This is a genomic window from Streptomyces sp. NPDC033178 (assembly GCF_055577685.1).
This window is the reverse complement of the sequence record NZ_JBVIPT010000002.1, coordinates 150,922-174,590: the sequence shown is the minus strand read 5'-3', so window position 1 is coordinate 174,590 and position 23,669 is coordinate 150,922. Positions and strand designations below refer to the sequence as shown.

25 protein-coding genes are annotated in these 23,669 nt (G+C 69.8%); 11 read left to right on the top strand and 14 right to left on the bottom strand.

The annotated features are described in order from the left end of the window. Window positions 1–49: 49 nt before the first annotated feature. On the bottom strand, window positions 50–451 hold the full coding sequence (locus tag ACZ5VQ_RS04750) for a hypothetical protein (RefSeq protein WP_469103690.1): 402 nt from the start codon (window positions 449–451) through the stop codon (window positions 50–52). A gap of 127 nt (window positions 452–578) precedes the next feature. On the opposite strand from ACZ5VQ_RS04750, the gene ACZ5VQ_RS04745 reads away from it, so the two are divergent. Further along, entirely contained in the window at window positions 579–1,226 is a 648-nt protein-coding gene (locus ACZ5VQ_RS04745) for a uridine kinase family protein (RefSeq protein WP_469103689.1), read from the top strand. A gap of 30 nt (window positions 1,227–1,256) precedes the next feature. Here ACZ5VQ_RS04745 and ACZ5VQ_RS04740 read toward each other — a convergent pair whose 3' ends face one another. Then, on the bottom strand, window positions 1,257–1,664 hold the full coding sequence (locus ACZ5VQ_RS04740; RefSeq protein WP_362072164.1) for a peptidase inhibitor family I36 protein: 408 nt from the start codon (window positions 1,662–1,664) through the stop codon (window positions 1,257–1,259). A 179-nt stretch (window positions 1,665–1,843) separates the two neighbouring features. On the opposite strand from ACZ5VQ_RS04740, the gene ACZ5VQ_RS04735 reads away from it, so the two are divergent. Further along, window positions 1,844–2,848 (top strand): hypothetical protein, encoded by a 1,005-nt coding sequence (locus ACZ5VQ_RS04735; RefSeq protein ID WP_469103688.1) that lies wholly within the window; start codon window positions 1,844–1,846, stop codon window positions 2,846–2,848. Between the two features lie 290 nt (window positions 2,849–3,138). Here ACZ5VQ_RS04735 and ACZ5VQ_RS04730 read toward each other — a convergent pair whose 3' ends face one another. Further along, a complete protein-coding gene (locus tag ACZ5VQ_RS04730) occupies window positions 3,139–3,897 on the bottom strand; it encodes a SigE family RNA polymerase sigma factor (RefSeq protein WP_362072168.1) in 759 nt (252 codons plus the stop codon). 275 nt (window positions 3,898–4,172) lie between these two features. On the opposite strand from ACZ5VQ_RS04730, the gene afsQ1 reads away from it, so the two are divergent. The 5 genes from afsQ1 (at window position 4,173) to ACZ5VQ_RS04705 (ending at window position 8,120) form a co-directional block, all read left to right on the top strand. Further along, the gene (gene afsQ1, locus ACZ5VQ_RS04725; RefSeq protein WP_055611283.1) at window positions 4,173–4,850 is read left to right on the top strand and encodes a two-component system response regulator AfsQ1; all 678 of its coding nucleotides are present in this window, start codon (window positions 4,173–4,175) and stop codon (window positions 4,848–4,850) included. Further along, window positions 4,847–6,448: an ATP-binding protein gene (locus tag ACZ5VQ_RS04720; RefSeq protein WP_469103687.1), complete on the top strand. Its 1,602-nt coding sequence runs from the start codon at window positions 4,847–4,849 to the stop codon at window positions 6,446–6,448. Before afsQ1 ends, ACZ5VQ_RS04720 begins: the two co-directional genes overlap by 4 nt. Then, window positions 6,448–7,116 carry a hypothetical protein gene (locus ACZ5VQ_RS04715; RefSeq protein ID WP_469103686.1) on the top strand — a complete coding sequence of 223 codons (669 nt, stop codon included), beginning with the start codon at window positions 6,448–6,450 and terminating at the stop codon, window positions 7,114–7,116. Before ACZ5VQ_RS04720 ends, ACZ5VQ_RS04715 begins: the two co-directional genes overlap by 1 nt. A gap of 136 nt (window positions 7,117–7,252) precedes the next feature. Beyond that, the gene (locus ACZ5VQ_RS04710) at window positions 7,253–7,822 is read left to right on the top strand and encodes a VanZ family protein (protein ID WP_469103685.1); all 570 of its coding nucleotides are present in this window, start codon (window positions 7,253–7,255) and stop codon (window positions 7,820–7,822) included. Between the two features lie 94 nt (window positions 7,823–7,916). Further along, the gene (locus tag ACZ5VQ_RS04705; RefSeq protein ID WP_143644509.1) at window positions 7,917–8,120 is read left to right on the top strand and encodes a PspC domain-containing protein; all 204 of its coding nucleotides are present in this window, start codon (window positions 7,917–7,919) and stop codon (window positions 8,118–8,120) included. A gap of 84 nt (window positions 8,121–8,204) precedes the next feature. On the opposite strand, the gene ACZ5VQ_RS04700 is transcribed toward ACZ5VQ_RS04705, so the two are convergent. Continuing rightward, complete coding sequence (locus ACZ5VQ_RS04700) at window positions 8,205–8,558, bottom strand: ATP-binding protein (protein ID WP_469103684.1); 354 nt, start codon at window positions 8,556–8,558, stop codon at window positions 8,205–8,207. A gap of 125 nt (window positions 8,559–8,683) precedes the next feature. After that, window positions 8,684–9,838: an adenosine deaminase gene (locus ACZ5VQ_RS04695; RefSeq protein ID WP_469103683.1), complete on the bottom strand. Its 1,155-nt coding sequence runs from the start codon at window positions 9,836–9,838 to the stop codon at window positions 8,684–8,686. A 113-nt stretch (window positions 9,839–9,951) separates the two neighbouring features. Between ACZ5VQ_RS04695 and ACZ5VQ_RS04690 the strand changes: the two genes are divergently transcribed. Continuing rightward, on the top strand, window positions 9,952–10,713 hold the full coding sequence (locus ACZ5VQ_RS04690) for an alpha/beta hydrolase (RefSeq protein WP_307521901.1): 762 nt from the start codon (window positions 9,952–9,954) through the stop codon (window positions 10,711–10,713). Between the two features lie 100 nt (window positions 10,714–10,813). Here ACZ5VQ_RS04690 and ACZ5VQ_RS04685 read toward each other — a convergent pair whose 3' ends face one another. Then, a complete protein-coding gene (locus ACZ5VQ_RS04685; protein ID WP_469103682.1) occupies window positions 10,814–11,767 on the bottom strand; it encodes a LysR family transcriptional regulator in 954 nt (317 codons plus the stop codon). Window positions 11,768–11,829: 62 nt separating this feature from the next. Here ACZ5VQ_RS04685 and ACZ5VQ_RS04680 point away from each other — a divergent pair, with 62 nt between their 5' ends. Both ACZ5VQ_RS04680 and ACZ5VQ_RS04675 read left to right on the top strand, forming a co-directional pair. Further along, a complete protein-coding gene (locus tag ACZ5VQ_RS04680) occupies window positions 11,830–13,152 on the top strand; it encodes an MFS transporter (RefSeq protein WP_469103681.1) in 1,323 nt (440 codons plus the stop codon). Between the two features lie 176 nt (window positions 13,153–13,328). Continuing rightward, complete coding sequence (locus ACZ5VQ_RS04675) at window positions 13,329–14,336, top strand: sigma-70 family RNA polymerase sigma factor (protein ID WP_362072183.1); 1,008 nt, start codon at window positions 13,329–13,331, stop codon at window positions 14,334–14,336. Here ACZ5VQ_RS04675 and ACZ5VQ_RS04670 read toward each other — a convergent pair. Continuing rightward, window positions 14,229–14,615, bottom strand: a complete 387-nt coding sequence (locus tag ACZ5VQ_RS04670; protein WP_362072470.1) for an STAS domain-containing protein — start codon at window positions 14,613–14,615, stop codon at window positions 14,229–14,231. The two genes, ACZ5VQ_RS04675 and ACZ5VQ_RS04670, sit on opposite strands and share 108 nt — an antisense overlap. 190 nt (window positions 14,616–14,805) lie before the next feature. Between ACZ5VQ_RS04670 and ACZ5VQ_RS04665 the strand changes: the two genes are divergently transcribed. Continuing rightward, window positions 14,806–15,726, top strand: coding sequence for an AEC family transporter (locus tag ACZ5VQ_RS04665; RefSeq protein WP_469103680.1), 921 nt, complete (start codon window positions 14,806–14,808; stop codon window positions 15,724–15,726). A gap of 7 nt (window positions 15,727–15,733) precedes the next feature. Here the strand turns inward: ACZ5VQ_RS04665 and ACZ5VQ_RS04660 are convergent, their stop codons facing one another. From ACZ5VQ_RS04660 to ACZ5VQ_RS04630, 7 genes are all read right to left on the bottom strand, one after another. Beyond that, window positions 15,734–16,324, bottom strand: coding sequence for a Uma2 family endonuclease (locus ACZ5VQ_RS04660; RefSeq protein ID WP_469103679.1), 591 nt, complete (start codon window positions 16,322–16,324; stop codon window positions 15,734–15,736). 100 nt (window positions 16,325–16,424) lie between these two features. Then, window positions 16,425–17,702, bottom strand: coding sequence for a thymidine phosphorylase (locus tag ACZ5VQ_RS04655; RefSeq protein ID WP_469104060.1), 1,278 nt, complete (start codon window positions 17,700–17,702; stop codon window positions 16,425–16,427). An 89-nt stretch (window positions 17,703–17,791) separates the two neighbouring features. Then, window positions 17,792–18,208, bottom strand: a complete 417-nt coding sequence (locus ACZ5VQ_RS04650) for a cytidine deaminase (protein WP_469103678.1) — start codon at window positions 18,206–18,208, stop codon at window positions 17,792–17,794. After that, window positions 18,205–19,470 (bottom strand): ABC transporter permease, encoded by a 1,266-nt coding sequence (locus ACZ5VQ_RS04645; RefSeq protein WP_469103677.1) that lies wholly within the window; start codon window positions 19,468–19,470, stop codon window positions 18,205–18,207. The genes ACZ5VQ_RS04650 and ACZ5VQ_RS04645 overlap by 4 nt, the downstream gene beginning before the upstream one ends. Then, window positions 19,467–20,597 (bottom strand): ABC transporter permease, encoded by a 1,131-nt coding sequence (locus tag ACZ5VQ_RS04640; protein ID WP_307521912.1) that lies wholly within the window; start codon window positions 20,595–20,597, stop codon window positions 19,467–19,469. Before ACZ5VQ_RS04640 ends, ACZ5VQ_RS04645 begins: the two co-directional genes overlap by 4 nt. Continuing rightward, window positions 20,597–22,219: an ABC transporter ATP-binding protein gene (locus ACZ5VQ_RS04635; protein ID WP_469103676.1), complete on the bottom strand. Its 1,623-nt coding sequence runs from the start codon at window positions 22,217–22,219 to the stop codon at window positions 20,597–20,599. The genes ACZ5VQ_RS04640 and ACZ5VQ_RS04635 overlap by 1 nt, the downstream gene beginning before the upstream one ends. Before the next feature lie 255 nt (window positions 22,220–22,474). Beyond that, window positions 22,475–23,524: a BMP family lipoprotein gene (locus ACZ5VQ_RS04630; protein WP_469103675.1), complete on the bottom strand. Its 1,050-nt coding sequence runs from the start codon at window positions 23,522–23,524 to the stop codon at window positions 22,475–22,477. Between the last annotated feature and the right edge of the window lie 145 nt (window positions 23,525–23,669).

The following is a 23,669-nucleotide window of genomic DNA, read 5'->3' as shown; positions in this document are numbered from 1 at the left end:
CGACCGGCCGTTGCACGACTCCCTGCTGTACGGCTCTCTGCCGTACGGCTCAGCGCAGCAGACCCGTCGCCGGCCCCAGCACCGGAACGGCGCCCAGCGACTGGGCCTGGGCGACCGGGGCCGTCAGCATGGTCGTGGCCAGCGGCGGGAAGTCGGCGACCTGGGTGGCGAGCCCGTTGTCGAGGGGGTCGACACCCGTGCCGGCCAGCGGGTTGGGCTTGAGACCCGCGACCGGACCGGTCACGTAACCGACGGTCCCGGTGAGCGCCTGGACACCCGCCTGGGGGTTGACGTTGCCCAGTGAGGTGGGCCGGGTGCGGACGACGTCGAGGACGGGCTCGGTGTCCGCGGCCGCCGAGGTCGCTCCCACGCCCACCGCGATGCCCGCGGTCGTGAGGGCCAGCAACGCGCGCCGGGCGGTCGGGTTCTGGGAGGCCGGGAATCGTGCCATGGCTGCTGCCACCTTCTGCTGCGCAAAGTAATCAGGTCGACACGAAGGGTAGTTGAGGTGTGATGCCCGCTCCAAAGGCGACCCGCGGGGTCGGCCGGCGGCGCTCGATGCGTCAGACTGGTGTCTCGTGAGTTCACATCTCCCGAATTCCGCGACAACCGCCCGCGTCGTGCTGCTGTGCGGCCCCTCGGGCTCCGGCAAGTCCCTGGTCGCGGCCCGCTCCGGTCTCCCGGTACTGCGGCTCGACGACTTCTACAAAGAGGGCGACGACCCGACGCTGCCGCAGGTGGCGGGGAGTTCGGACATCGACTGGGACCACCCGCTGTCCTGGGACGCGGATGCCGCGGTCGCGGCGATATCGGAGCTGTGCCGCAACGGGCGTGCCGGCGTTCCGATGTACGACATCTCCCTCAGCGCGCGTACGGGCGAGGAGAGTGTCGACATCGAGGGGGCGCCCGCCTTCATCGCGGAGGGCATCTTCGCCGCGGAGATCGTGGCGCGGTGCCGCGAGGCCGGGGTGCTCGCCGACGCGCTGTGCCTGAACCGGGGGGCGGTTGCCACGTTCCGGCGGCGGTTCCTGCGGGATCTGCGGGAGGGGCGCAAGTCGGTGCCGTTCCTGCTGCGTCGCGGCTGGCGGCTGATGCGGGCCGAGCGGTCGATCGTGGCCCGGCAGACCGCGCTCGGCGCGTACCCCTGCGACAAGGGCGAGGCCCTGGACCGGCTGGCCGCCGCGACCGCCGGGCACTGCGCGGCACCACGCCCGACGACGGCGTAGCGGCACCTCCCCCGGCGGCGCGGCTCGCCGTCAGCCCGCGGGACAGCCCGCGGTCGCGCCGCTCCAGCAGTGCGAGGACGGCGTGTTGTCGAACGAACCGGAGAAGTTCGTGTTGGCGCCGGCCGGCAGGCCCCAGGAGTCGCCGGTCCAGTTGGTGCCCGAGTAGAACCACAGGTTGCTGTCGGGGTCACGGTTCTTGGCCGAGCTCACCGAGTTGTCGGTGGCGGTCGAGGTGCCGTAGTAGGTCATCCCGCTGTAGGTCTTCTTGCTGTTCAGCGTGTCGTAGACACCGCCCGTGTAGTCCAGGTTGCGGTAGAGGCACGCCTCGTCCACGTTGCAGCTGCCGTCGTAACTGGCCGCCTGCGCGGGCGTGATCGCGGCGAAGACCGCCGCGACGGACATCGCCGACGCCGCCAGAAGACCTCGTGCTCTTCTCATTTCCTGCCCTTCGTTGCGGAGCGATTGCGCAGGTGACCTTGGCACATGGGCCGACACGCCAAACGATCACTCCGAACAATGGCCGAAATGCCGATGATCATGACCAGAACACATACGTTCGAACCGCCCGGCCCCTTCAGCCCCTTGACCGGTTCGCATCACGAATGATCATCTGAAACATGCGTAACAGGACGAGCCCGGTGACCGGGGCCCGCGCGATGATCCCCCTGGCGGCCGCCACCGCACTCCTCGCCACCGGCTGCGGCGGCAGCGGCGACACCGCCCGGGACGAGCGGAACGGCAAGGACACCGAACCGGTCGTCGCCACCTCGTTCGCCAACGCGCCCAAGGCCTACCCGCTGGACGCCTACCGCCCGACCGCCGCGGAGACCTCGACGGTCGACCACGCGGTCCGCGTCCTGGCCGGTCCCTGTCTGAAGAAGTTCGGCGTGAGCTGGCCCGCGTACGAGGCGTCCGGGGCCGGCATTCCGCTCAACGCCCGCAAGTACGGGCCCACGGACCTGGATTCGGTCCGCGTGTACGGCTACAAACCGCCGCTGCCCGACGGCGTCACCCGGCAGGAGGCCGTGGCGGCGCAGCGGGAAGCACAGGCGCGGGACAAGACGATCACTCCCGCCGCGGCCGCCGTCTACACCGGGACGGCTCAGGAGGCGCAGAAGAAGGGCGGCACCTCCACCGAGGTCCCGGCCGGCGTCCCCGAGGGCGGCTGCCACGGACAGGCGCGGCGTGCGGCGCTGGCCGACCGGGCCGCCGACGATCTGACGAAGGTCCAGACGCTGTTCTTCGAGGCGTCCGCCACCACGAAGAAGGACCCCGGGGCCATCGCCCTCGACAAGCGGTGGAGCGCCTGTATACAGAAGGCCGGACTGACGTATCCGGACCCGCTCGCGGCGGCCGACGACGAGACCTGGCGCACCACGAAGACCAGCCCGAACGGCCCGCACCCGAGCTTCCCCGCGCCCTCCGCCAAGGAGATCGCCACGGCGGAGGCCGATGTCCGCTGCAAGGCCGCGACCGGCTATGTCGCGAAGCGGCACGCCATCGAGTCCGGCCACCAGAAGCAGCTCATCGAGAAGAACGAGGCCACGCTCACGGCGGTGAACGACCGCAAGCAGCGCATGATCGAGCGCGCGGAGACCGTCGTGGCCAAGGAGAAGAAGTAGGGCGAAGGAGAAGAAGCAGGACGAGAGGTAGCAGGACAAGAAGTAGCGGAGAAGCACGGAAGAGCCCGAGGCGCCAAGAAGAGCGCGAAAAAAAGGGGGCGCAAACGAAAGGAGGCCCAGTCAGACCCCCCGGTCTGCCTGGACCCACTCTCGTTTTCCCCCGTGGTCCCCCGTGACCCCGTTGGTTCCCCCCGGTACTGCTCCCCCGTGCTGTCCGCCGCCTCCCCCCGGAGTGACGAACACCCTGCCCGCTACCTCCCCCCGGAGTGACGGGCATCCCCCCACACCCTTCAGGCGACAAGCTCCCCGAAGGACTCTTCCTCGTCACGGCCGAAGCTGAGGACCTGGTCCTCGCGCAGCCGGCGGAGCGACCGCCAGATGCTGGACTTCACCGTGCCGACACTGATGTCGAGGATCTCCGCGATCTCCGGGTCCGTGCGGCCCTCGTAGTAACGGAGGACCAGCATGGTGCGCTGGAGTTCGGGCAGCCGGGCGAGCGCCTGCCACAGGACGGCGCGCAGTTCGGTGCCGCGCATCGCGTCCGTGTCGCCGGCCGTCTCCGGCAGCTCCTCGGTCGGGTATTCGTTCAGCTTGCGGCGGCGCCACGCGCTGATGTGCAGGTTGGTCATGGTGCGGCGGAGGTAGCCCCCGACCGCGGCCTTGTCGCTGATCCGGTCCCACGCCCGGTAGGTCGAGAACAGCGCGCTCTGCAGCAGGTCCTCGGCCTCGAAGCGGTCACCGGTCAGGTGGTAGGCGGTTGCGTACAGGGAGGCGCGGCGCTCCTGGACGTAGGCGGTGAACTCCGCCTCCGACACCGAACGACGCTCCCCCGTGACCTCCCCGTACGCTGCCCCCGTTCCCCCGTGGGCAACCCCCGTGTTGCTTCCCCCCGCATGTGCGTCAACCACCGTCATGTACCCGGTGTGCTGACGCCCGGTGCCGCGAGCGCACCCCCGCCCGCTCACGGCACCGGACTTCTCCGTGCTCCTCGTGACGTCGTGGAGCCGCGTGACAACTGCGCCAGTACTGGTGCTGTGCAGCGTGTTCATCTCGCGCCCCCCGTCGTGGAGTTCCGGTTCTTCGGTACTTCGCTGTGGTGCTTCCTTGCCTGTGACCAAAAGCTTGCCGGGGCCACTTCATGACGGTGTCCGCCGACTGTCACAGACCTGTCACAGGGGCTCGGCCCAGCCGGCCCACAGACCGATCACAGAGAAGCGTCGTACGGCTACTCATCCGACACACGGCCACCCACTCGTACGCGGGACATGTGTGGGAGCGCTCCAACAGTCGATACACGTCCATGTCATGGGACAGAATGACGTCCGTGCCTTCCCTGTTGCTGATCGAGGACGACGACGCCATCCGGACGGCCCTGGAGCTCTCTCTGACGCGCCAGGGACACCGGGTGGCCACCGCTGCCACCGGCGAGGACGGTCTGAAGCTGTTGCGCGAGCAACGGCCCGATCTGATCGTCCTCGATGTGATGCTGCCGGGCATCGACGGATTCGAGGTGTGCCGCCGCATCCGGCGTACGGACCAGCTGCCGATCATTCTGCTGACCGCGCGCAGTGACGACATCGACGTCGTGGTCGGGCTGGAGTCCGGCGCCGACGACTACGTGGTGAAACCCGTGCAGGGGCGTGTGCTCGACGCCCGTATCCGGGCCGTGCTGCGACGCGGCGAGCGCGAGGCGAACGACGCGGCGACCTTCGGTTCGCTGGTCATCGACCGTGCGGCGATGACCGTGACGAAGAACGGCGAGGATCTGCAGCTGACGCCGACCGAGCTGCGGCTGCTCCTCGAACTGAGCCGGCGGCCCGGGCAGGCGCTGTCCCGCCAGCAGTTGCTGCGGCTGGTGTGGGAGCACGACTACCTCGGCGACTCACGGCTCGTCGACGCGTGTGTGCAGCGGCTGCGCGCGAAGGTGGAGGACGTGCCGTCCTCCCCCACCCTGATCCGTACCGTTCGGGGAGTCGGCTACCGGCTGGACAGTCCTCAGTGACAAAACCGCAGGACAAGCTCCGCGGCTGGGCCGCGGCGCGCAAGACGATAACGGCGGGTCTGCGCTTCACCAGCCTGCGGCTGCGACTGGTCGTGGTGTTCGGGCTCGTCGCGCTCACCGCCGCCGTGTCGGCGTCCGGGATCGCGTACTGGCTGAACCGCGAGGCGGTGCTCACCCGTACGCAGGACGCGGTGCTCGGCGACTTCCAGCAGGCGATGCAGACCCGCGCCAGTGCGCTGCGGCAGCATCCCACGCAGGGGGAACTGCAGCGCGCCGCCGGGCAGATGGCGAACAGCAGTCAGCGTTTCAGCGTGCTGCTGATCGCGGAGGACGAGAGCGGCAGGACCGTGCGCGGGAACTCCGACCTGGACACCTTCACGCTGGAGGACGTACCGAAGTCCCTCCAGAAGGCGGTGAACAAGGAGCAGGAGATCTCCTCGAACAACAAGTACACGTACCACCTGTACTGGCAGCGGACAGTCCAGGGCGACAAGCCGTATCTCGTGGGCGGCGCGAAGGTGATCGGCGGCGGGCCCACCGGATACATGCTCAAGTCGCTGGAGCCCGAGGCCAAGGACCTCAACTCCCTGGCCTGGTCGCTGGGGATCGCGACCGGGCTGGCGCTGATCGGCTCGGCGCTGCTCGCGCAGGCCGCCGCGACGACCGTGCTGAAGCCGGTGCACCGGCTGGGCACCGCGGCCCGGCGGCTCGGCGAGGGGAAGCTGGACACCCGGCTGCGGGTGTCGGGCACGGACGAACTCGCGGATCTGTCACGGACGTTCAACCGCACGGCGGAGTCGCTGGAGAAACGGGTCGAGGACATGAGCGCCCGCGAGCAGGCGTCCCGGCGGTTCGTGGCGGACATGTCGCACGAGCTGCGGACGCCGCTGACCGCGATCACGGCCGTGACCGAGGTGCTGGAGGAGGAGCTCGACGCGGAGACCGGCAGCGTCGACCCGATGATCGAGCCCGCCGTCCGGCTCGTCGTCAGCGAGACCCGGCGGCTGAACAACCTGGTGGAGAACCTCATGGAGGTCACCCGCTTCGACGCGGGCACGGCCCGGCTCGTCCTGGACAACGTCGACATCGTCGACCAGATCACCGCGTGCATCGACGCGCGGGCCTGGCTCGACGCGGTGGACCTGGACGCCGAGCGCGGCCTCATGGCACGGGTGGACCCGCGCCGCCTGGACGTGATCATGGCGAACCTGATCGGCAACGCCCTCAAGCACGGTGGCTCCCCGGTGCGCGTGAGCGTGCGCGACGAGGGCAACGACCTGGTCATCGAGGTCCAGGACCACGGCCCCGGCATCCCTGAGGACGTCCTGCCGCACGTCTTCGACCGCTTCTACAAGGCGAGCGCCTCCCGGCCGCGTTCGGAGGGCAGCGGCCTCGGTCTGTCCATCGCCCTGGAGAACGCCCATATCCACGGTGGCGAGATCACCGCGGCGAACTCGCCCAAGGGCGGCGCGGTCTTCACCCTGCGCCTGCCGCGAGACGCCTCGGAGGTGGAGGACACCGACAGCCCCGACAGCCCCGACAACTCCGGGGGCCCTGGTGCGGCCGTCACCGACGACCGCACCGAGGGGGGCGCGTGATGTCCGAACGCCACGCATGGGGCGTACGCCGGACGCGTGCGGCCTACGAAGGGGGCGTACGCCGGATGCGTGCGGCTCGTCTCGCGCTCGCCGTGCCGTTGCTCGCCGTGACGCTCGCCGGGTGCGGGATCCGGGCGACGGAGGTGCCGACCGACTTCGGTCCCGCGCCCTCCCGGGTGCCGTGCACGCTCAACGAGCCCGACATCGGTACGCAGTCCTCGCGTGGGATCCTCGTCCAGGTCTTCCTGCTCTGTTCCTCGCAACTGGCGCCGGTGGACCGGACCGTGCGCATCGGGGCCGGACCCGCGGCGACGGACCGCGTACGGGCCGCACAGGCGCTCCTGGACGAGCTCTCCGAGTCCCCGTCGGACGCCGAGAAGCAGGCGAACTACACGACGGACGTGCCGCAGGGCCTCACGGTGAGCGGCCCGGGCCGCGGCGAACCGGACGACACGCTGCGCCTGAGCACACCGCCCGCGGATCTGACTCCGTACGCGCTGGCCCAGATCATCTGCACGTTCAGCGACTCGGCGGCCGCCTCGGACGGCGACTCGGTGACGCTCGGCGGGCCCGGCACGGACGCCCCGCGCCGCTACGAGTGCACGGAGGCGGTGCGCTCCCGCCCCGGCACGGAGACCCCGCCGCAGACTGAGGCCGAGGGGGCCTGAGCCCTCCCGGGCGGGCCCTGACCGGACCCCGGCCGGACCCCGGCCGGACCCCGTCTGTGGCGCACGCCTCACCCGTGCGGGCCAAGCGCCGCCGTCACACGGAACCGATCCTGCCGGTGGCCGCGTCTTGGGGATCGTGCAGCGTCAAGGCTCGAACGGCAGCAGCGCCGTGATCCGCTTCCGTGCGGCGGGGGGTGTCCTCCTCGTCGCACATCTCGCGCTTGTCGCCTGGGTCACGCTGCGGCCCCTGGACGTGCCGTGGGTAAGCGCCGCGAATCTGCGTCCGTTCGCGAGCATCCGGGCCGATCTGGCGCTGGGCCCCGAGGCGGCCGCCCGCAACATCGGCAAGGGCCTGCTGCTGCTCGCCCCGCTCGGGGTGCTGCTGCCGCTGGCGGGCGGCAGGCTCGCCGTCTCCCCGCTGCTGTCCCTGATGCGTACGGTCGCCGCCGGCGCCCTGCTCTCACTGGGCATCGAGCTCCTGCAGACCGGGGTACCCGGGCAGGTCGTGGACGTCGACTCGCTGCTCCTCAACACCGTGGGCGTGGCGCTGGCCCATGTGGCCGTGGTGCCCGCCGCCCGGTCCCTGCTGCGCCGCCGGGCCGAGAGCAGGCGCCGGGTCGCCGCCGCCCTCCGCCGGAAGCAGGCGGCCGAGGAGGCGACTCAGGGTCGGACCCCGACGATTCCCAGGGTCGGGATCGCCCCCTAGAGCGACGCTTTGCACCCTTCGTCTCCGTAGCGTTGACGACAGATGAGGCAGCCACACGGGAGGCCTCGGACCGACGCTCACGAAGGAGCCGTTCATGAACCGCCTTGCCCGCCCCACCAACGGCCGGATGATCGGCGGAGTGTGCGCAGCGCTGGCTCGGCGCTTCGGCACCTCCGCGACCACGATGCGGGTGATCTTCCTGGTCTCCTGTCTGCTGCCGGGACCGCAGTTCCTGCTCTACATAGCGCTGTGGATCCTGTTCCCCTCCGAGGGCAAGGCGGCGCGTACGGCCTGGTGACGCACCAGCACGAACACCGATGGGGCGCACCCGGAACCAGGTGCGCCCCATCGGCGCGAGAAGGGTGGTGCTCAGGTGCCGGACTCAGCCCAGCGGAATCCCGTTCACCGGCAGGCCGTGCGTGGGCAGGCCCTGGACCGGCAGGCCCCCGAGCAGACCGGCGACCGGCGCGGCCGGACCCTCGGCGAGGAGGTTCGCGACGGCCGGCTGGGCGGCGGCGAGGCCGCTGCCGAGCGCGTTCTGACCCTGGGCGAGCGACTCGCCCGAGCCGGGCAGGGTCTTGGTGACCCCGTCCACCGGCAGCGCGCTGGTGGCGGTGGAGAGCGCCGAGGTGGCGTCCGGTACCGCCGGGGCCGCGTTGGCAGCACCCGCGCCGGCGGCGGCGAAGGCGGCACCGAGAGCGGCGACACCGAGGGTCTTGGCAGCAGACTGCTTCATCTTCGTCCTTGCATGCTGTGACGGGGATTTGAGCGGTCCGAAACGGTAATCACGTGCGAGCTCGCCCCGCAAACATCGAAAAGCGGCCGAGTCGTCATCGCCCGGCCGCTTCCCGTCCTTCTTCCTCAGCCCTCTTCGCTCACAGAACCGCTGGTGGAAGCGGTTTGCTGGAACAGCCATTCGGACTTCAGCTCGGCATAACCGGGCTTGATGACGTCATTGATCATGGCCAGTCGTTCATCGAAAGGAATGAATGCTGATTTCATCGCATTGACTGTGAACCACTGCATGTCGTCGAGCGAATAGCCGAACGCGTCGACAAGGTGCTCGAATTCCCGGGTCATGCTGGTGCCGGACATCAGACGGTTGTCGGTGTTCACGGTCGCCCGGAAGTGCAGCCGCCGCAGCAGCCCGATGGGGTGCTCGGCGTACGAGTCGGCGGCGCCCGTCTGGAGGTTGGAACTGGGGCACAGCTCCAGGGGGATCCGCTTGTCGCGTACGTACGAGGCGAGGCGGCCGAGCTTCACCGAGCCGTCCTCGCGGACCTGGATGTCGTCGATGATGCGCACGCCGTGGCCGAGCCGGTCGGCGCCGCACCACTGGAGGGCCTGCCAGATGGAGGGGAGCCCGAAGGCCTCGCCCGCGTGGATCGTGAAGTGGTTGTTCTCCCGCTTCAGATACTCGAAGGCGTCCAGATGACGGGTGGGCGGGAAGCCGGCCTCGGCGCCCGCGATGTCGAATCCGACGACGCCCAGGTCGCGGTAGCGGTTGGCGAGTTCGGCGATCTCCAGGGCGCGGGCCGCGTGCCGCATGGCGGTCAGCAGGGCGCCGACACGGATCCGGTGGCCGTTCTCGCGGGCCAGCCGCTCGCCCTCCCGGAAGCCCTCGTTGACCGCCTCGACGACCTCTTCGAGGGTGAGCCCGGCTTCGAGGTGCTGTTCGGGCGCGTACCGCACCTCGGCGTAGACGACGCCGTCCTCGGCGAGGTCCTCGGCGCACTCGGCGGCCACGCGGACGAGCGCCTCGCGGGTCTGCATGACGGCACAGGTGTGCGCGAAGGTCTCCAAGTACCGCTCCAGGGAACCGGAGTCGGCGGCCTCGCGGAACCAGATGCCGAGCTTGTCGGGGTCCGTCTCGGGGAGGTTTTCGTAGCCCGTGTCGCGGGCCAGGTCGACGATCGTCCCGGGGCGCAGGCCCCCGTCGAGGTGATCGTGCAGCAGGACCTTCGGCGCCCGGCGGATCTGCTCCGAGCTCGGGGTGTTCTTGGTCTGGCTCGTCATCTCCGCACTCTACCGCCTACGCGCGTAGATCTCCTGTTGTACGGAATCGTCGATACGTAACGGTGACCGTGCGGACGGATGGCGTACACCATCGCTTCTGACACTGTTCTGTCATGGCACAGCAAGCGACGCCGGTTCGCACGGCCCGGCTCGGGCGGGCACTCGGAACGGAACCGACGGCGGTGAGCGGCGTGGTGCTGCTGCTGCCGGGCGGCGAGGAGACCTCGGCCCGCAGACCCTCACCGATGCTGGCGACCGCGTCCGTACGGGCGTTGGGGCGCCGGCTGACCCGCGCGGGACGGGACGACGGTCTGGTCGTGCACGTGGTGCACTACCGGTTCCGGGGCTGGAACGGCACACAGGCGGACCAGGCCCGGGACGCCTCGTGGGCCGCGGACGAGGTCGTACGGCGGTACGGGGACGTTCCCGTGTGTCTCGCGGGCATGGACATGGGCGGACGGGCCGCCCTGCACTCGGGCGGGCACACCGCCGTCAACTCCGTGCTGGCGTTGTCCCCTTGGCTGCCCGAGGAGGATGTCGCCGCGCCGCCCGAACCGGTGAAGCAGCTTGTGGGGCGGCGGGTGCTGATCGTGCACGGCACGAACGACGAGCGGACCGATCCCGAGTTGTCGTTCCGGCTGGCGTCCCGGGCGAAGAAGGCGAACCGGGATGTGTGCCGGTTCGAGGTGCATTCCGACGGGCATGCGTTGCACGCGTTTCGGGATGAGGTGCACGCGTTGGCCGAGGATTTTGTGATGGGGGCGTTGTTCGGGCGGGCTTTCGCCCGGCCCGTGGAGGACGCGCTTGCGGCTCCGCCGCCTTTGGGGTTGCGGATGCCGCTTGCTTCTGGGTTTGGGCGGTCCCTTCGCCGTTGATGGTTGGGGGTGTGGGGGTGTGGGGGTCCGGTGGGGGCTTGTCGCGCAGTTCCCCGCGCCCCTGAAAAGCCCGCTGCTGAGCCCAACTCGCCAAGAATTCTCAGTTTGGGAGCAGGTTGCCTCTCCTTGACAGTAGGAATCTCTTGAAAGCCGCCACCGGGGGTGTGTCCGGGTGGCCGTCCAGCCAGGCCACGCCGATCTCGCGGGCCGCTCTTGGGGCCGTGACCGTCAGTTCCACAACTCCGGGGCGTGGTACGGCCGGTGGGGGCAGGAGGGCTACCCCCAAGCCCGCCGCCACCAGCCCCCGCAATGTCTCCGCCTCCTCGCCCTCGAAGGCCACCCTCGGGCGGAAGCCCGCCTGTTGGCAGAGGTCGTCGGTGATGCGGCGGAGGCCGTAGCCGGGTTCCAGGGTGACGAAGGTTTCGTCGGCGGCCTCGGCGAGGCGGATGCGGCGGCGGGAGGCCAGGCGGTGGTCCGCGGGGACGACCAGGCGGAGTTTCTGTTCGTCGAGGCGGCGGGCGACGAGGTCGGGGGCGTCCGGGACGGGAGACGTGAGGCAGAGGTCGAGCTCGCCGGAGCGCAGGCGTTCGATCATGGCCTCGCCGTAGTTCTGGACGAGGCTGAAGCGGACGCGGGGGTGGTCGACGCGGAAGGCGCGGATCAGGCCGGGGACCGTCTCGGAGCCCATGGTGTGCAGGAAGCCGAAGGCGACCTTGCCGGTGGCCGGGTCGGCGTCGGCGCGCACCTCGTCGGCGGCCCGCTCGATCTCGGCGAGGGCCCGCTCGACGGAGGCCAGGAAGGTGCGGCCCGCCGGCGTCAGGGAGACCGTGCGGCCCCTGCGGGCGAACAGGTCCACGCCCAGGTCGTGTTCGAGGCGGACCATCGCGCGGGACAGGGTCGACTGCGGGACCTGCATCTCCTGCGCGGCGCGTGTGACGTGCTCGGTGCGGGCGACCCCGGCGAAGTACGCGAGGCGTGGGGCGAGGATCGCGACGATGTCTTCTGTGTCACTGGACGGTGACAGGTGAGGCTCTGACCTCTGCTGATGCATCACGGGAACGATTATGACGATTCCATGCATTGGACGGATGAGCGGGACGGTTTTAGGTTCGAAACATGCCTTCCGCAAGTACCGGGGCGTCCACCACCGTGGGCGCCTCCGCAGCCACCGCCGTTCGTACCGAAACCGCTCCCGCCCGAGTCGCTTCCACCGAAGCCGTTCCCGTCGATTCCCGTATGGCCCCCGGCGGGCCCGGCTACCGCCGGATGAGCCTCGCGCTCTTCCTCGCGGGTGTCGCGACCTTCGCGCTTCTCTACTCCACCCAGGCCCTGCTGCCGCTGATCTCCGGCGACTTCGGGGTCACGGCGAGCACGGCGAGCTGGACGGTGTCTGCGGCGACGGGAGCGCTGGCGCTGTTCGTCCTGCCGCTGAGCGCGCTCTCCGAGCGGTTCGGCAGGCGTACGTTGATGACGGTGTCCCTGGCGATCGCGGTGACCGTCGGACTGCTGGTGCCCTTCGCCCCGTCGGTCGGCTGGCTGGTCGCGCTGCGGGCCGTTCAGGGTGCGGCGCTGGCCGGGCTGCCGGTCTCGGCGATGGCCTATCTGGCGGAGGAGGTACGGCCGAAGGCGCTGATCACCGCGATCGGTCTGTTCGTCGCGGGCAACAGCGTCGGCGGCATGAGCGGCCGGGTCATCACCGGCTGGGTCGCACAGGAGTGGGGCTGGCGGGTCGCCGTCGGGGTCATCGGGCTGATCGCGGTCGGCTGCGCGGTGGCCTTCCGGCTGCTGCTCCCGGCGCCGAGGCACTTCAAGGCCGGTTCGCTGCGGCCCGCGGTGCTCCTCCGCACGGTCCGCGGTCACCTCGCGAACCCCCTGCTGTGCAGGCTGTACGCGATCGGCGCGCTGTTCATGACGGTGTTCGGCGCCGTCTACACGGTGATCGGCTACCGCCTCACGGACGACCCGTTCTCGCTGCCGCAGGGCATCATCGGCTCGATCTTCCTCGTCTACCTGGTCGGCACGGTCTCGGCGTCGACCGCCGGGAAGCTGGTGGGACGGCTCGGCCGGCGCGGCGCGCTGTATCTGGCGGGCGGTACGACGACCGCGGGGCTGCTGGTCTCGCTGGCCGACTCCCTGCCGCTGATCCTGCTCGGTCTGGTCCTGATCACCGCGGGCTTCTTCGCGGGGCACGCGGTCGCGTCCTCCTCGGTCAGCCACACCGCCAAGGAGGGCCGCGCGCAGGCCTCCGCGCTCTACCAGTCCGCCTACTACCTGGGCTCCAGCGCGGGCGGCACGCTCGGCGCGGTCGCCTTCCACTCCGGCGGCTGGGCCGGGACGGTGGCGCTCGGTCTGCTGGCGGTCCTCGGGGTCGTGACGATCACGGTGGTCGGGTCGCACGCGGCCCGGACCCAGCGGCGGCTGGTGGCCGTGCGCCACTGAGGCACGGCGGGTCGACTTTCGAACGTACGGGTGCAGGTCAGGACATTAACTGTCCTGACCTGCACCTTTTGTATCTCGGGGGGCCATTGTCAGTGGGCTGCGGTAGCTTCCGAAGTGCCGGCATCGCAAAGAGGCGGTGAAGGTGACGACGAACATGCCACAGGGGTGGGTTGGCCATGAGCGACGGAACGGCGACGGTGGAGGACCTCGACGTCCGCCTTGAGAAGCACCGGGTCGAGCTGACGGGGTACTGCTACCGCATGCTCGGCTCGTCCTTCGAGGCGGAGGACGCGGTCCAGGACACACTCGTGCGCGCCTGGAGAAGCTACGACAAGTTCGAGGGCCGCTCCTCGATGCGCTCGTGGCTGTACCGGATCGCGACGAACGTGTGCCTGGACATGCTGTCGGCGGGGAACAAGCGGGCCCGCCCGATGGACCTGACGGACTCGACACCGCTCACACAGGCGGCGCTGAATCCGCGCCCCGACCACACCTGGCTGGAGCCGATGCCCGACGCGCGTGTGCTGCCCGTGGTCGAGGACCCCGCCGAGGCCGCCGTCGCCAAGGAGTCGGTGCGCCTCGCCTTCATGGCCACCCTGCAGCAACTGCCGCCCAAGCAGCGGGCCGTGCTCATCCTGCGCGAGGTGCTGGCCTGGAAGGCGAGCGAGGTCGCCGAGCTGCTCGGCACGACGGTCGCCTCGGTCAACAGCGCGCTCCAGCGGGCCCGTGCGACGCTCGCCGAGAGCGACGGCGCCGCGGCCCGGGCCGCCACCTCCGACCCGCTCGACGAGGCGCAGCAAAAGCTCCTGGACCGCTATGTGGCGGCCTTCGAGGGGTACGACATGACGGCCCTCACGGCTCTCCTGCACGAGGACGCCGTGATGACGATGCCGCCGTTCGACCTGTGGCTGAGCGGCCCCGAGGACATCACGGGCTTCATGACGACCCTCGGCGCGCCCTGTGCGAACTCACACCTGGTGCCGGTCGCGGTGAACGGCCTGCCGGGCTTCGCCCAGTACAAGCCGGACCCGGAGACGGGCGGCTACACGGCGTGGGCCGTGCAGGTCCTGGAGACGTCAGAGGGCCGGATCACCGGGTTCCACTGCTTCCTCGACACGAAGCGGTGGTTCCCGCTGTTCGGGCTGCCCCTCGACCTCGAAGGGGATGCCGACAAGACCGAGTAGCGCACGGAGGGCGGGGTCCGGGTCGCGCAGTCTGATCCGTCCCCCGGCGCGACGGGCGGCGAGCTGCATCCTGGCGAGCGCGTCGACGGTGGTCAGACCTGGTGGTCCGAGACCTGCGACGTCGCAGACCAGGACGCCGGCTCTGCTGCTTTCGAGCCGTGCGCGCACGTCCTCGCAGAGCCTCGGCACCTCGTCTCGGGTGACGGGGCCGGGCAGTACGAGTACGGCAGGTGTCATGGCGTCCACGTGCGGTAGACCGGCGGGCGGCGCGGAACTCATCGCTGCGTGCTCACCGAGCACGAAGTTCAGGTAGCGCAAGGTCACATTGACCTGGGCATGGCCTACCCAAGAGGGTTCGGTGTATGCCCCACGAATTGGCGCCGCTCCGCCTGCCCGCGCTGCTCCCCGACCGAATACGCGACCACCTCCACGCAGCCCCGGGCCACTCCCGGGAGCTAGGGGAGGTGCCGTGCAGGGGGTGCTGAACGGCTTCGCGGTGATCGCCGTCGTCATCGGCGTCGGCTATCTGATCGGACGCCGCGGCTATCTCGGGGACAACGGCAGGGAGGTGCTGACCAAGCTCGCGTTCCATGTGGCCACTCCCGCGCTCCTGTTCACCACGCTCGCGCAGGCCGACCTGTCGGTGATCCTGTCCGACCGGCTGCTGGTGACGGCGATCAGTACGTTCGCGGTGGCCGGGGTGTTCGTCGCGGTCGGTGCCGTACGCCGCTGGGGCGTGGGCCGTACGACGATCGGCGCGCTGTGCTCCAGTTACGTCAACGCGGGCAATCTCGGCATCCCGATCGCCGTGTACGTGCTGGGCGACGCCTCACTCGTGGCCCCGGTGCTCCTCTTCCAGCAGATCGTGATGACCCCGGTGGCCCTGACGGTCCTCGACCTCTCCGGTCCTGGTGAGAAGACCTCCCTGTGGCGGCGGGTGACCACTCCCATCCGCAACCCGGTCGGCATCGGCTCCCTGTCCGGCGTGGCCGTCTCGGCATCCGGCCTGACGGTCCCGGGCCCGGTCCTCGACCCGCTCACCCTGATCGGCAACATGTCCGTCCCTGCCGTCCTCCTGGCCTTCGGCATCTCCCTCTGCGGCAGCACGATGCCGGGCCGCGGCCCCGACCGAACCCCTGTCCTGCTCTCGGTCGCCCTGAAGTCGGTGGGCCAGCCCCTGGCCGCCTGGGCGTTGGCGGCGGGCGTCTTCGGCCTGCGAGGCGCGCCCCTGCTCGACGTGGTGGTCACCTCGGCCCTACCGGCCGCCCAGAACCTCTTCACGTACGCGTCCCGCTACCGCGTGGGCGAGGTCCTGGCCCGGGAATCGATCCTGCTGTCGACGATGTTGGCGGTGCCGGTGTTGGTGGTGGTGGCGGCGTTGTTGGGGTGAGGGTGGGTCAGTCGGTGGGGAAGTCGCTGGTGTCAAGGTTGAGCCCGAAGGGCTGCGGCAAGAGGACGGTGTCGCCGAATCTGCCCCCGTGAAGGACGCGGTAGGCACCCCCTTTCGGCTCGCCGTACAGGGTGATCGTGGGGCCGCCCGGGGCCAGACCGTCGATGAGGAGATAGAACGGGATGCCGACCTGCGCATAGCCCGCGGTCTTCTTGACACGGTCGTTGCCCGCTGTCGCTTTCGAGGTGACCTCCACTACGAGCTCGGCCGCCGCAGCGGGGACGAAGTACTCGTCTACAGCGTGCAGACCCATCTCCGGCACGACACAGAGGTCCGGGACGTAGAGCCCGAGGTGTGTCGGATCAGCCATGGCCAGCCGTTCGTAGACGCCCCAGTTGTCGGGGATCACGCTGTAGAGAGCCCTTCGGACGAGGCTCGCGATGACGTGGTGCGCGTTTGCCGAATAGTGCGTCACCGTGATGAGCCCCTCGATGATCTCCGTGCGGCAGCCCTTGGGTACGTCCGTCTGCTTCCAGACCCAGACGAGTTCTTCCCACTCGTCGTCGGTCAGCAGGTAGTCCCCGGTGATTGCACTCATGGCGTGATCCAACACGCCGAACGGGACCGGCGTCGGTCCACCGATCCCGTTCACCCGCACGAGAGCCCCTGACATCAGCGGCCCCCGGCCGCGGGCCAGGTCAGGCGATACGTTCCAGCACCACCGGCGCCGCCGTGAAGACCGCCCCCGGGCCCGCCACGTCGTACGAACCCTCGACCGCCTCCAGCGCGTACGCGAAGCGCTCGGGGGTGTCCGTGTGGAGGGTCAGCAGGGGCTGGCCCTCCGTCACCGTGTCACCCGGCTTGGCGTGCATCTCGACGCCCGCCGCCGCCTGGACCGGGTCCTCCTTGCGGGCGCGGCCCGCACCGAGGCGCCAGGCGGCGATGCCGATGTCGTAGGCGTCGAGGCGGGTCAGTACGCCCGAGGACGAAGCCTTGACGACGTGCTGCTCGCGGGAGGTGGGCAGGGGCGCGTCCGGGTCGCCGCCCTGGGCCGCGATCATGCGGCGCCAGGCGTCCATCGCCGAGCCGTCGGCCAGCGCCTTCACGGGGTCGGCGTCCTTCACGCCCGCCGCGTCGAGCATCTCGCGGGCCAGAGCGAGGGTGAGCTCCACGACGTCCGACGGGCCGCCGCCCGCCAGGACCTCGACCGACTCGCGGACCTCCAGGGCGTTGCCCGCCGTCAGGCCCAGTGGCGTAGACATGTCCGTCAGCAGCGCTACCGTCTTGACGCCGTGGTCCGTGCCCAACCCGACCATCGTGGAGGCCAGTTCACGCGCGTCCTCGATCGTCTTCATGAAGGCGCCCGTGCCCACCTTCACGTCCAGGACCAGCGAGCCCGTGCCCTCGGCGATCTTCTTCGACATGATCGAGGAGGCGATGAGGGGGATCGCCTCCACCGTTCCCGTCACGTCCCGCAGCGCGTACAGCTTCTTGTCCGCCGGGGCCAGACCGTCGCCCGCCGCGCAGATGACCGCGCCGACCTCATCGAGTACGGAGAGCATCTCCTCGTTCGAGAGCAGGGCGCGCCAGCCCGGGATCGACTCCAGCTTGTCGAGGGTGCCGCCGGTGTGGCCGAGGCCCCGGCCCGAGAGCTGCGGGACGGCCGCGCCGCAGGCCGCGACCAGCGGGGCCAGCGGGAGGGTGATCTTGTCGCCGACTCCGCCCGTGGAGTGCTTGTCGGCGGTCGGGCGGGACAGGGACGAGAAGTCCATGCGCTCGCCGGAGGCGATCATCGCGGCCGTCCAGCGGGCGATCTCGCCGCGGTTCATGCCGTTGAGCAGGATCGCCATGTTCAGGGCGGCCATCTGGTAGTCGGCGACCTCGCCGCGTGTGTACGCGTCGATGACCCAGTCGATCTGCTCGTCGCTCAGCTCGCCGCGGTCGCGCTTGGTGCGGATGACGGAGATGGCATCCATCGACAACAAAGCCATGGCCTTTCCTTCCGAAGTGCAGCGGCCCCTCCCGGTGCCCTGGAGGCACGCGACGCGGAGGGGCCGACCGTGAACTACTTGGTGAGGTGCCCCGGCCCGAAGGCCTGCGGAAGCATCTCCGAGAGCGGCAGGATCCCGGCCGGCGTCTCCATGATCAGATCAGGGCCGCCGAACTCGTACAGCAGCTGGCGGCAGCGGCCGCACGGGACCAGGATCTCGCCGCGGCCGTCCACACAGGTGAAGTGCGTGAGCCGGCCGCCCCCGGTGTTGTGGAGCTGCGAGACCAGTCCGCACTCGGCGCACAGCCCGAGCCCGTACGAGGCGTTCTCGACGTTGCAGCCGGAGATCACCCGGCCGTCGTCGACGAGGGCCGCGACACCGACCGGGAAGCCCGAGTACGGGGCGTACGCACGGGACATGGCCTCGCGGGCCGCCTCCCGCAGGGCCTCCCAGTCGACCGCGGCCGCGGATCCGGTTCCGGCGGACGTCACTTCCCTTGCCCCCGCCGGTACGGCATGCCGTCCGCCTTCGGCATCCGCAGCCGCTGTGCGGACAGGGAGAGGACGAGCAGTGTGATGACGTACGGCGTGGCGGACACGACCTGGTTCGGCACCTCGTCGGTGAGCGAGTACCAGGTGAACACCAGCACGCCGACGGCCAGGGTGATCACGCCGGGCACGTACTTCTTCCTGATCAGCAGCCAGATGGCGCCGATGGCCAGCAGTATGGCGCCGAGCAGCAGCAGCGCGTGGACGTTCTCGGCGCCGCCGCGGAGGTTGAGGCTGTCGGTGTAGCCGAACAGGCCCGCGCCGAGGGCGAGTCCGCCCGGCATCCAGTTGCCGAAGATCATCGCCGCGAGACCGATGTAGCCGCGGCCGCTGGTCTGGCCCTCCAGGTAGAAGGGGTTGGCGACGATGGAGAGGAAGACACCGCCAAGGCCCGCCAGACCGCCGGAGATGATCACGGCCAGGTACTTGTACTTGTAGACGTTGACGCCGAGGGACTCGGCCGCGACCGGGTTCTCGCCGCAGGACCGCAGGCGCAGGCCGAAGGCGGTGCGCCACAGGATCCACCAGGTGGCCGGGATCAGCGCGATCGCGATCAGGGTCAGCCAGGAGACGTTGGTGACCAGACCGCCGAGCAGACCCGCGAGGTCCGAGATGAAGAACCAGCCCTTGTCGTTGAGGTCGACGAGCGCGTCGGACAGTCCCGGCACCGTGAAGTTGCCGATCGACTCGACCGGCGGGGACTGCTTGGCCGAGCCGCCCTGGACGCCCTCGAAGGCGAGCGGGGCGAGGTAGCGGGTGGCACCGAGGGCCAGGATGTTGATGGCCACACCGGAGACGATGTGGTTGACGTTGAAGGTGACCGTGACGATCGCGTGCAGCAGACCGCCGATGCAGCCGCCGATGATGCCGATGAGGATGCCGTTCCACGGGCCCCACTGGTAGCCGGCCCAGGCGCCGAACCAGGTGCCGAGGATCATCATGCCTTCGAGGCCGATGTTGACGACGCCCGCGCGCTCGGCCCACAGACCGCCGAGACCGGCCAGGCCGATCGGGACGGCCAGTTCGAGCGCGGTCGACATCTGGCTGACGTTGGTGATGCCGTCGGCGCCGGTGATGATGCGCACGATCGAGGTCAGCGCGAGGCCGCCCGCGATGACCAGCAGGAGGACGGGGAGCGTCAGCCGGCGGCCCTTGGGCGCCGTGGGCTGCAGCGAGGGCTGGTTGAGGTCGGTCACGGTGGTCATCGTCCGGCCACCTCCTTCTGGATCGAGTTGTCGGAGGTGGCGCCGAGCACGTGGCCCGCCGCGAGTTCGGCGCCGACGCGGCGCTGCTGGCGGCGCAGACCCCACTCGCGCACGGCCTCGTACGAGACGACGACCGCGATGACGATCAGGCCCTGCATGATGACCGCGATCTCCTTGTCGTACCCGTGGAAGTCGAGCTCGGGCGAGGCCTTGTCCAGCCAGGCCCACAGGAGGGCCGCGAAGGCGATGCCCGTCGGGTTGTTGCGGCCGAGCAGGGCGATGCCGATACCGAGGAAGCCGATGCCGGTCGGGAAGTTCAGGCTGTACGTGTGCGAGTCGCCCAGCAGGATCGGCAGGCCCGCGAGACCGGCCAGGCCGCCGGAGATCAGCATGGCGGTGAGCACCATGCGCTTGGGGTTCACACCGCTGGCCGCGGCGGCGGTCTCCGAGGCGCCGGAGGCGCGCAGGTCGAAGCCGAAGCGGGTGCGGTTGAGGACGACCCAGTAGCCGATGCCGAGCAGGGCCGCGAGGACGACGAGGCCGTAGATCTCGCCGGCGTCGCCCATGTCGAAGCCGGGGATCCAGCCGGACTCGTGCATCTCGCCGGTGGTGTTGTTGTTGCCGACCTTGACGCCGAAGACGTTGGGCAGCCAGAAGTAGGCGATGAGGGAGGTCGCGATCGCGTTCAGCATGATCGTCGCGACGACCTCGCTGACCCCTCGGGTGACCTTGAGGACACCGGCGATGCCGGACCAGAACGCGCCGGTGAGGACCGCGGTGAGGAGGAGCAGCGGGACCTGCAGGACCGCCGGCAGGCTGGCGTGGGCTCCGACCACCGCGGCCATCATGGCGGCGAGCTGGTACTGGCCGTCCACACCGATGTTGAACAGGTTCATCCGGAAGCCGATGGCCACCGCGAGCGCCGCGATGTAGTACAGCGAGGCCTGGTTGATGATCAGGACCTGGATGTCGGAGAACGTCGCCTGCTCGAACATGATCGAGTACGGCTCGAACGGGTTCTTCCCCGAGGCGATCAGCACGACCGAGGTCAGCGCCACGGCCACGACGAGCGCGATGACCGGCCCGGCCACCGCGAGGAGCAGTCGCTCCTTGTCGAACTTCTTCATCAGCGGGCCTCGTCTTCCGGGGCGTCTGCCGGGCCGTCCGCCGGCGTCTCGGCATGCTCTTCGAGCTCTGCCTGCTCTTCTTCGAGCTGTTCCACGAGCTCTTCGTTCTCCAGGTGTCCGGAGGCGGCGCCGGTCATGGCCGAGCCGAGCTCCTCCGGGGTGATGGTCGCCGGATCGGCGTCCGCGACCAGCTTGCCGTTGTAGATCACCCGGAGGGTGTCGGACAGACCGATCAGCTCGTCCAGGTCGGCGGAGATCAGCAGGACGGCCAGGCCCTCGCGGCGGGCCTCGCGGATGTGGTCCCAGATCGCGGCCTGCGCGCCGACGTCCACACCCCGGGTGGGGTGGGCGGCGATCAGGAAGCGCGGCTTGTGGGTCATCTCGCGTCCGACGATCAGCTTCTGCTGGTTGCCGCCGGACAGTGAGGCGGCGGTGACGTCGATGCCGGGCGTGCGGACGTCGTACGCCTCGACGATGCGGCGCGTGTCGTCCTGGGCGCCCTTGATGTCGAGCCAGACACCCCGACCACCGCGCGTGTTGGGCTTCTCGGTGACGTGGCCGAGGATGCGGTTCTCCCAGAGCGGGGCCTCCAGGAGCAGGCCGTGGCGGTGGCGGTCCTCGGGGATGTAGCCGATGCCCTGTTCGCGGCGCCTGCGGGTGGCCCAGGAGGTGATCTCCTCGGCGGCCAGCGTGATGGTGCCGGAGTCGGCCCCCTTGAGGCCGATGAGGGCCTCGATCAGCTCGGTCTGGCCGTTGCCCTCGACACCTGCGATGCCGAGGATCTCGCCCTCGTGGATGGTGAAGCTGATGTCGTCGAGCAGGGCCTTGCCGCCCGGGGCGACCAGGCGCAGGTCCTCGACGGCGAGCACCGGCCGGTCGGTGACCGTGGACTCGGCGGTCTCCGGGGTGGGCAGCTCGCTGCCGACCATCAGCTCGGCGAGCTGGCGCGGAGTGGTCTCGGAGGGGACGGCCGTGCCGACCGTCGTGCCCCGGCGGATCACCGTGATGTCGTCGGCGACCGACAGGACCTCGCCCAGCTTGTGCGAGATGAAGATGACCGACAGGCCCTCGGACCTGAGCTCGCGCAGGTTGGCGAAGAGCGCGTCGACCTCCTGCGGCACGAGGACCGCGGTGGGCTCGTCGAGGATGAGGATCCGGGCACCGCGGTAGAGGACCTTGAGGATCTCCACGCGCTGGCGGTCGGCGACACCGAGCTCCTCGACGAGGGCGTCGGGGCGCGCGCCGAGGCCGTAGCGCTCGGAGAGCTCCACGATCCGGCGACGGGCCCTGGCGCCGATGCCGTACGACTTCTCGCTGCCCAGGACGACGTTCTCCAGGACGGTGAGGTTGTCGGCGAGCATGAAGTGCTGGTGGACCATGCCGATGCCGCGGGCGATGGCGTCGGCGGGCGACGAGAAGGTGACCTGGTTCCCGTCGACGGCGATGGTCCCCTCGTCCGGCTTCTGCATGCCGTAGAGGATCTTCATCAGCGTCGACTTGCCGGCGCCGTTCTCGCCGACGAGGGCGTGGACCGTGCCCTTGCGGACGCTGAGGTGGATGTCGTGGTTGGCCACGACGCCCGGGAACCGCTTGGTGATCCCGGCGAGTTCGACTGCGGTCACCGATCCGTTGACCGCGCCGGCCGGAGGACTGCTGGACGCGTTGATGGCGCACTCTCCTGAAGGGAAAGGGGGTCGTCTACGCGCGTAGCGCCCCTACGGCAACATGAGGGGCCGACGCGCCGCGAGAACGGGGTACGGGGAGCCAGGCTCCCCGTACCCCGTTGAGCGGACGTAACCCCGCGGTTACGAGCGACTCCGGGGAAGATCGGTATCGGAACTTCCCCGGAGCGCCGAGCTGCTCCTGAGGTACTGCTGTCAGCTGGACTTGACCTTGATCTCGCCGCCGATGATCTTCTCCTTGGCCGCCTGAACGGCTTCCTGGATCGCGGTGTCGCTCTTGAACTTCGGGTTGGAGTCCGCGAGGCCGACCTCACCGGACTTCAAGTCGCCCCTGACGATACCGGTCTCGGGCTTGCCGTCCTCGACCGACTTCGCGAGGTTGTACACCGCCTTGGCGACGTCCTTCGTCGCGGAGGTGAGGATGGCGTCCTTGTACTTGCCCAGAGCTTCCTGCTTGTACTGGTCGGAGTCGACACCGATGGCCCACACCTTGTTGGCGGAGGCGGCCTCGATGACACCCTGGCCCGACAGACCGGCCGCCGCGTAGACGACGTCGGCCTTCTTCTCGATCTGGCCCTCGGCGGCCGTCTTGCCCTTGTCGGGGCTGGAGAAGCCGCCCTCCTCGGCGGTCTGCGTCAGGTACTGCGAGAGGACCTTCACGCCGGGCTTGGTGTCCTTGACGCCCTGCGCGAAGCCCGCCCCGAACTTGTGGATCAGCGGGATGTCCACACCGCCGACGAAGCCGACGGTGTTGCTCTTGGTGGCCTTGGCGGCCGCGACACCGGCGAGGTAGGAGGCCTCCTGCTCGGAGAAGACCAGGTCCGCGACGTTCTCCGCCTCGATGGTGGAGTCGTCGACGATGCCGAAGGTGGTGTCGGGGTACTTCTCGGCGGCCGCCTTGACGGCCGGCGCGTAGGCGTAGCCGATACCGATGACCGGGTTGTGGCCCTGCTTGGCCAGCGAGACGAGCCGCTGCTCCTTGTCGGCGTCGGTCTCACCGTCGGTGGGCTCGATGTCGGCGGTCTCGTAGCCGAACTCGCTCTTCGCCTTCTTCAGGCCCTCGTACGCGGCGTCGTTGAAGGACTGGTCACCCCTGCCGCCGACGTCGTACGCGATGGCGAGGCCCTTGTCGCCCTTCGAGTCCGCCGAACCGGAGGAGGTCGAGGTACCGCCACAGGCGGAGAGGACGAGGGCGAAAGAGGCGGCCGCTGCGCCTGCGAGCGCGATGCGGGGAACCCGGCGCATGTGTTGTGCTCCTGTCGTACAAGCTCGTACAAGCGCCGGGCGGAACACCTTCGGCGCTGGCTTCGCCGCAGATTAACGCGCGTAGACCCGCGAGAGAACCCCCTCTGTCCACCTTGTTATGCGGCTGTGCCCGAGGGCTCCCGCG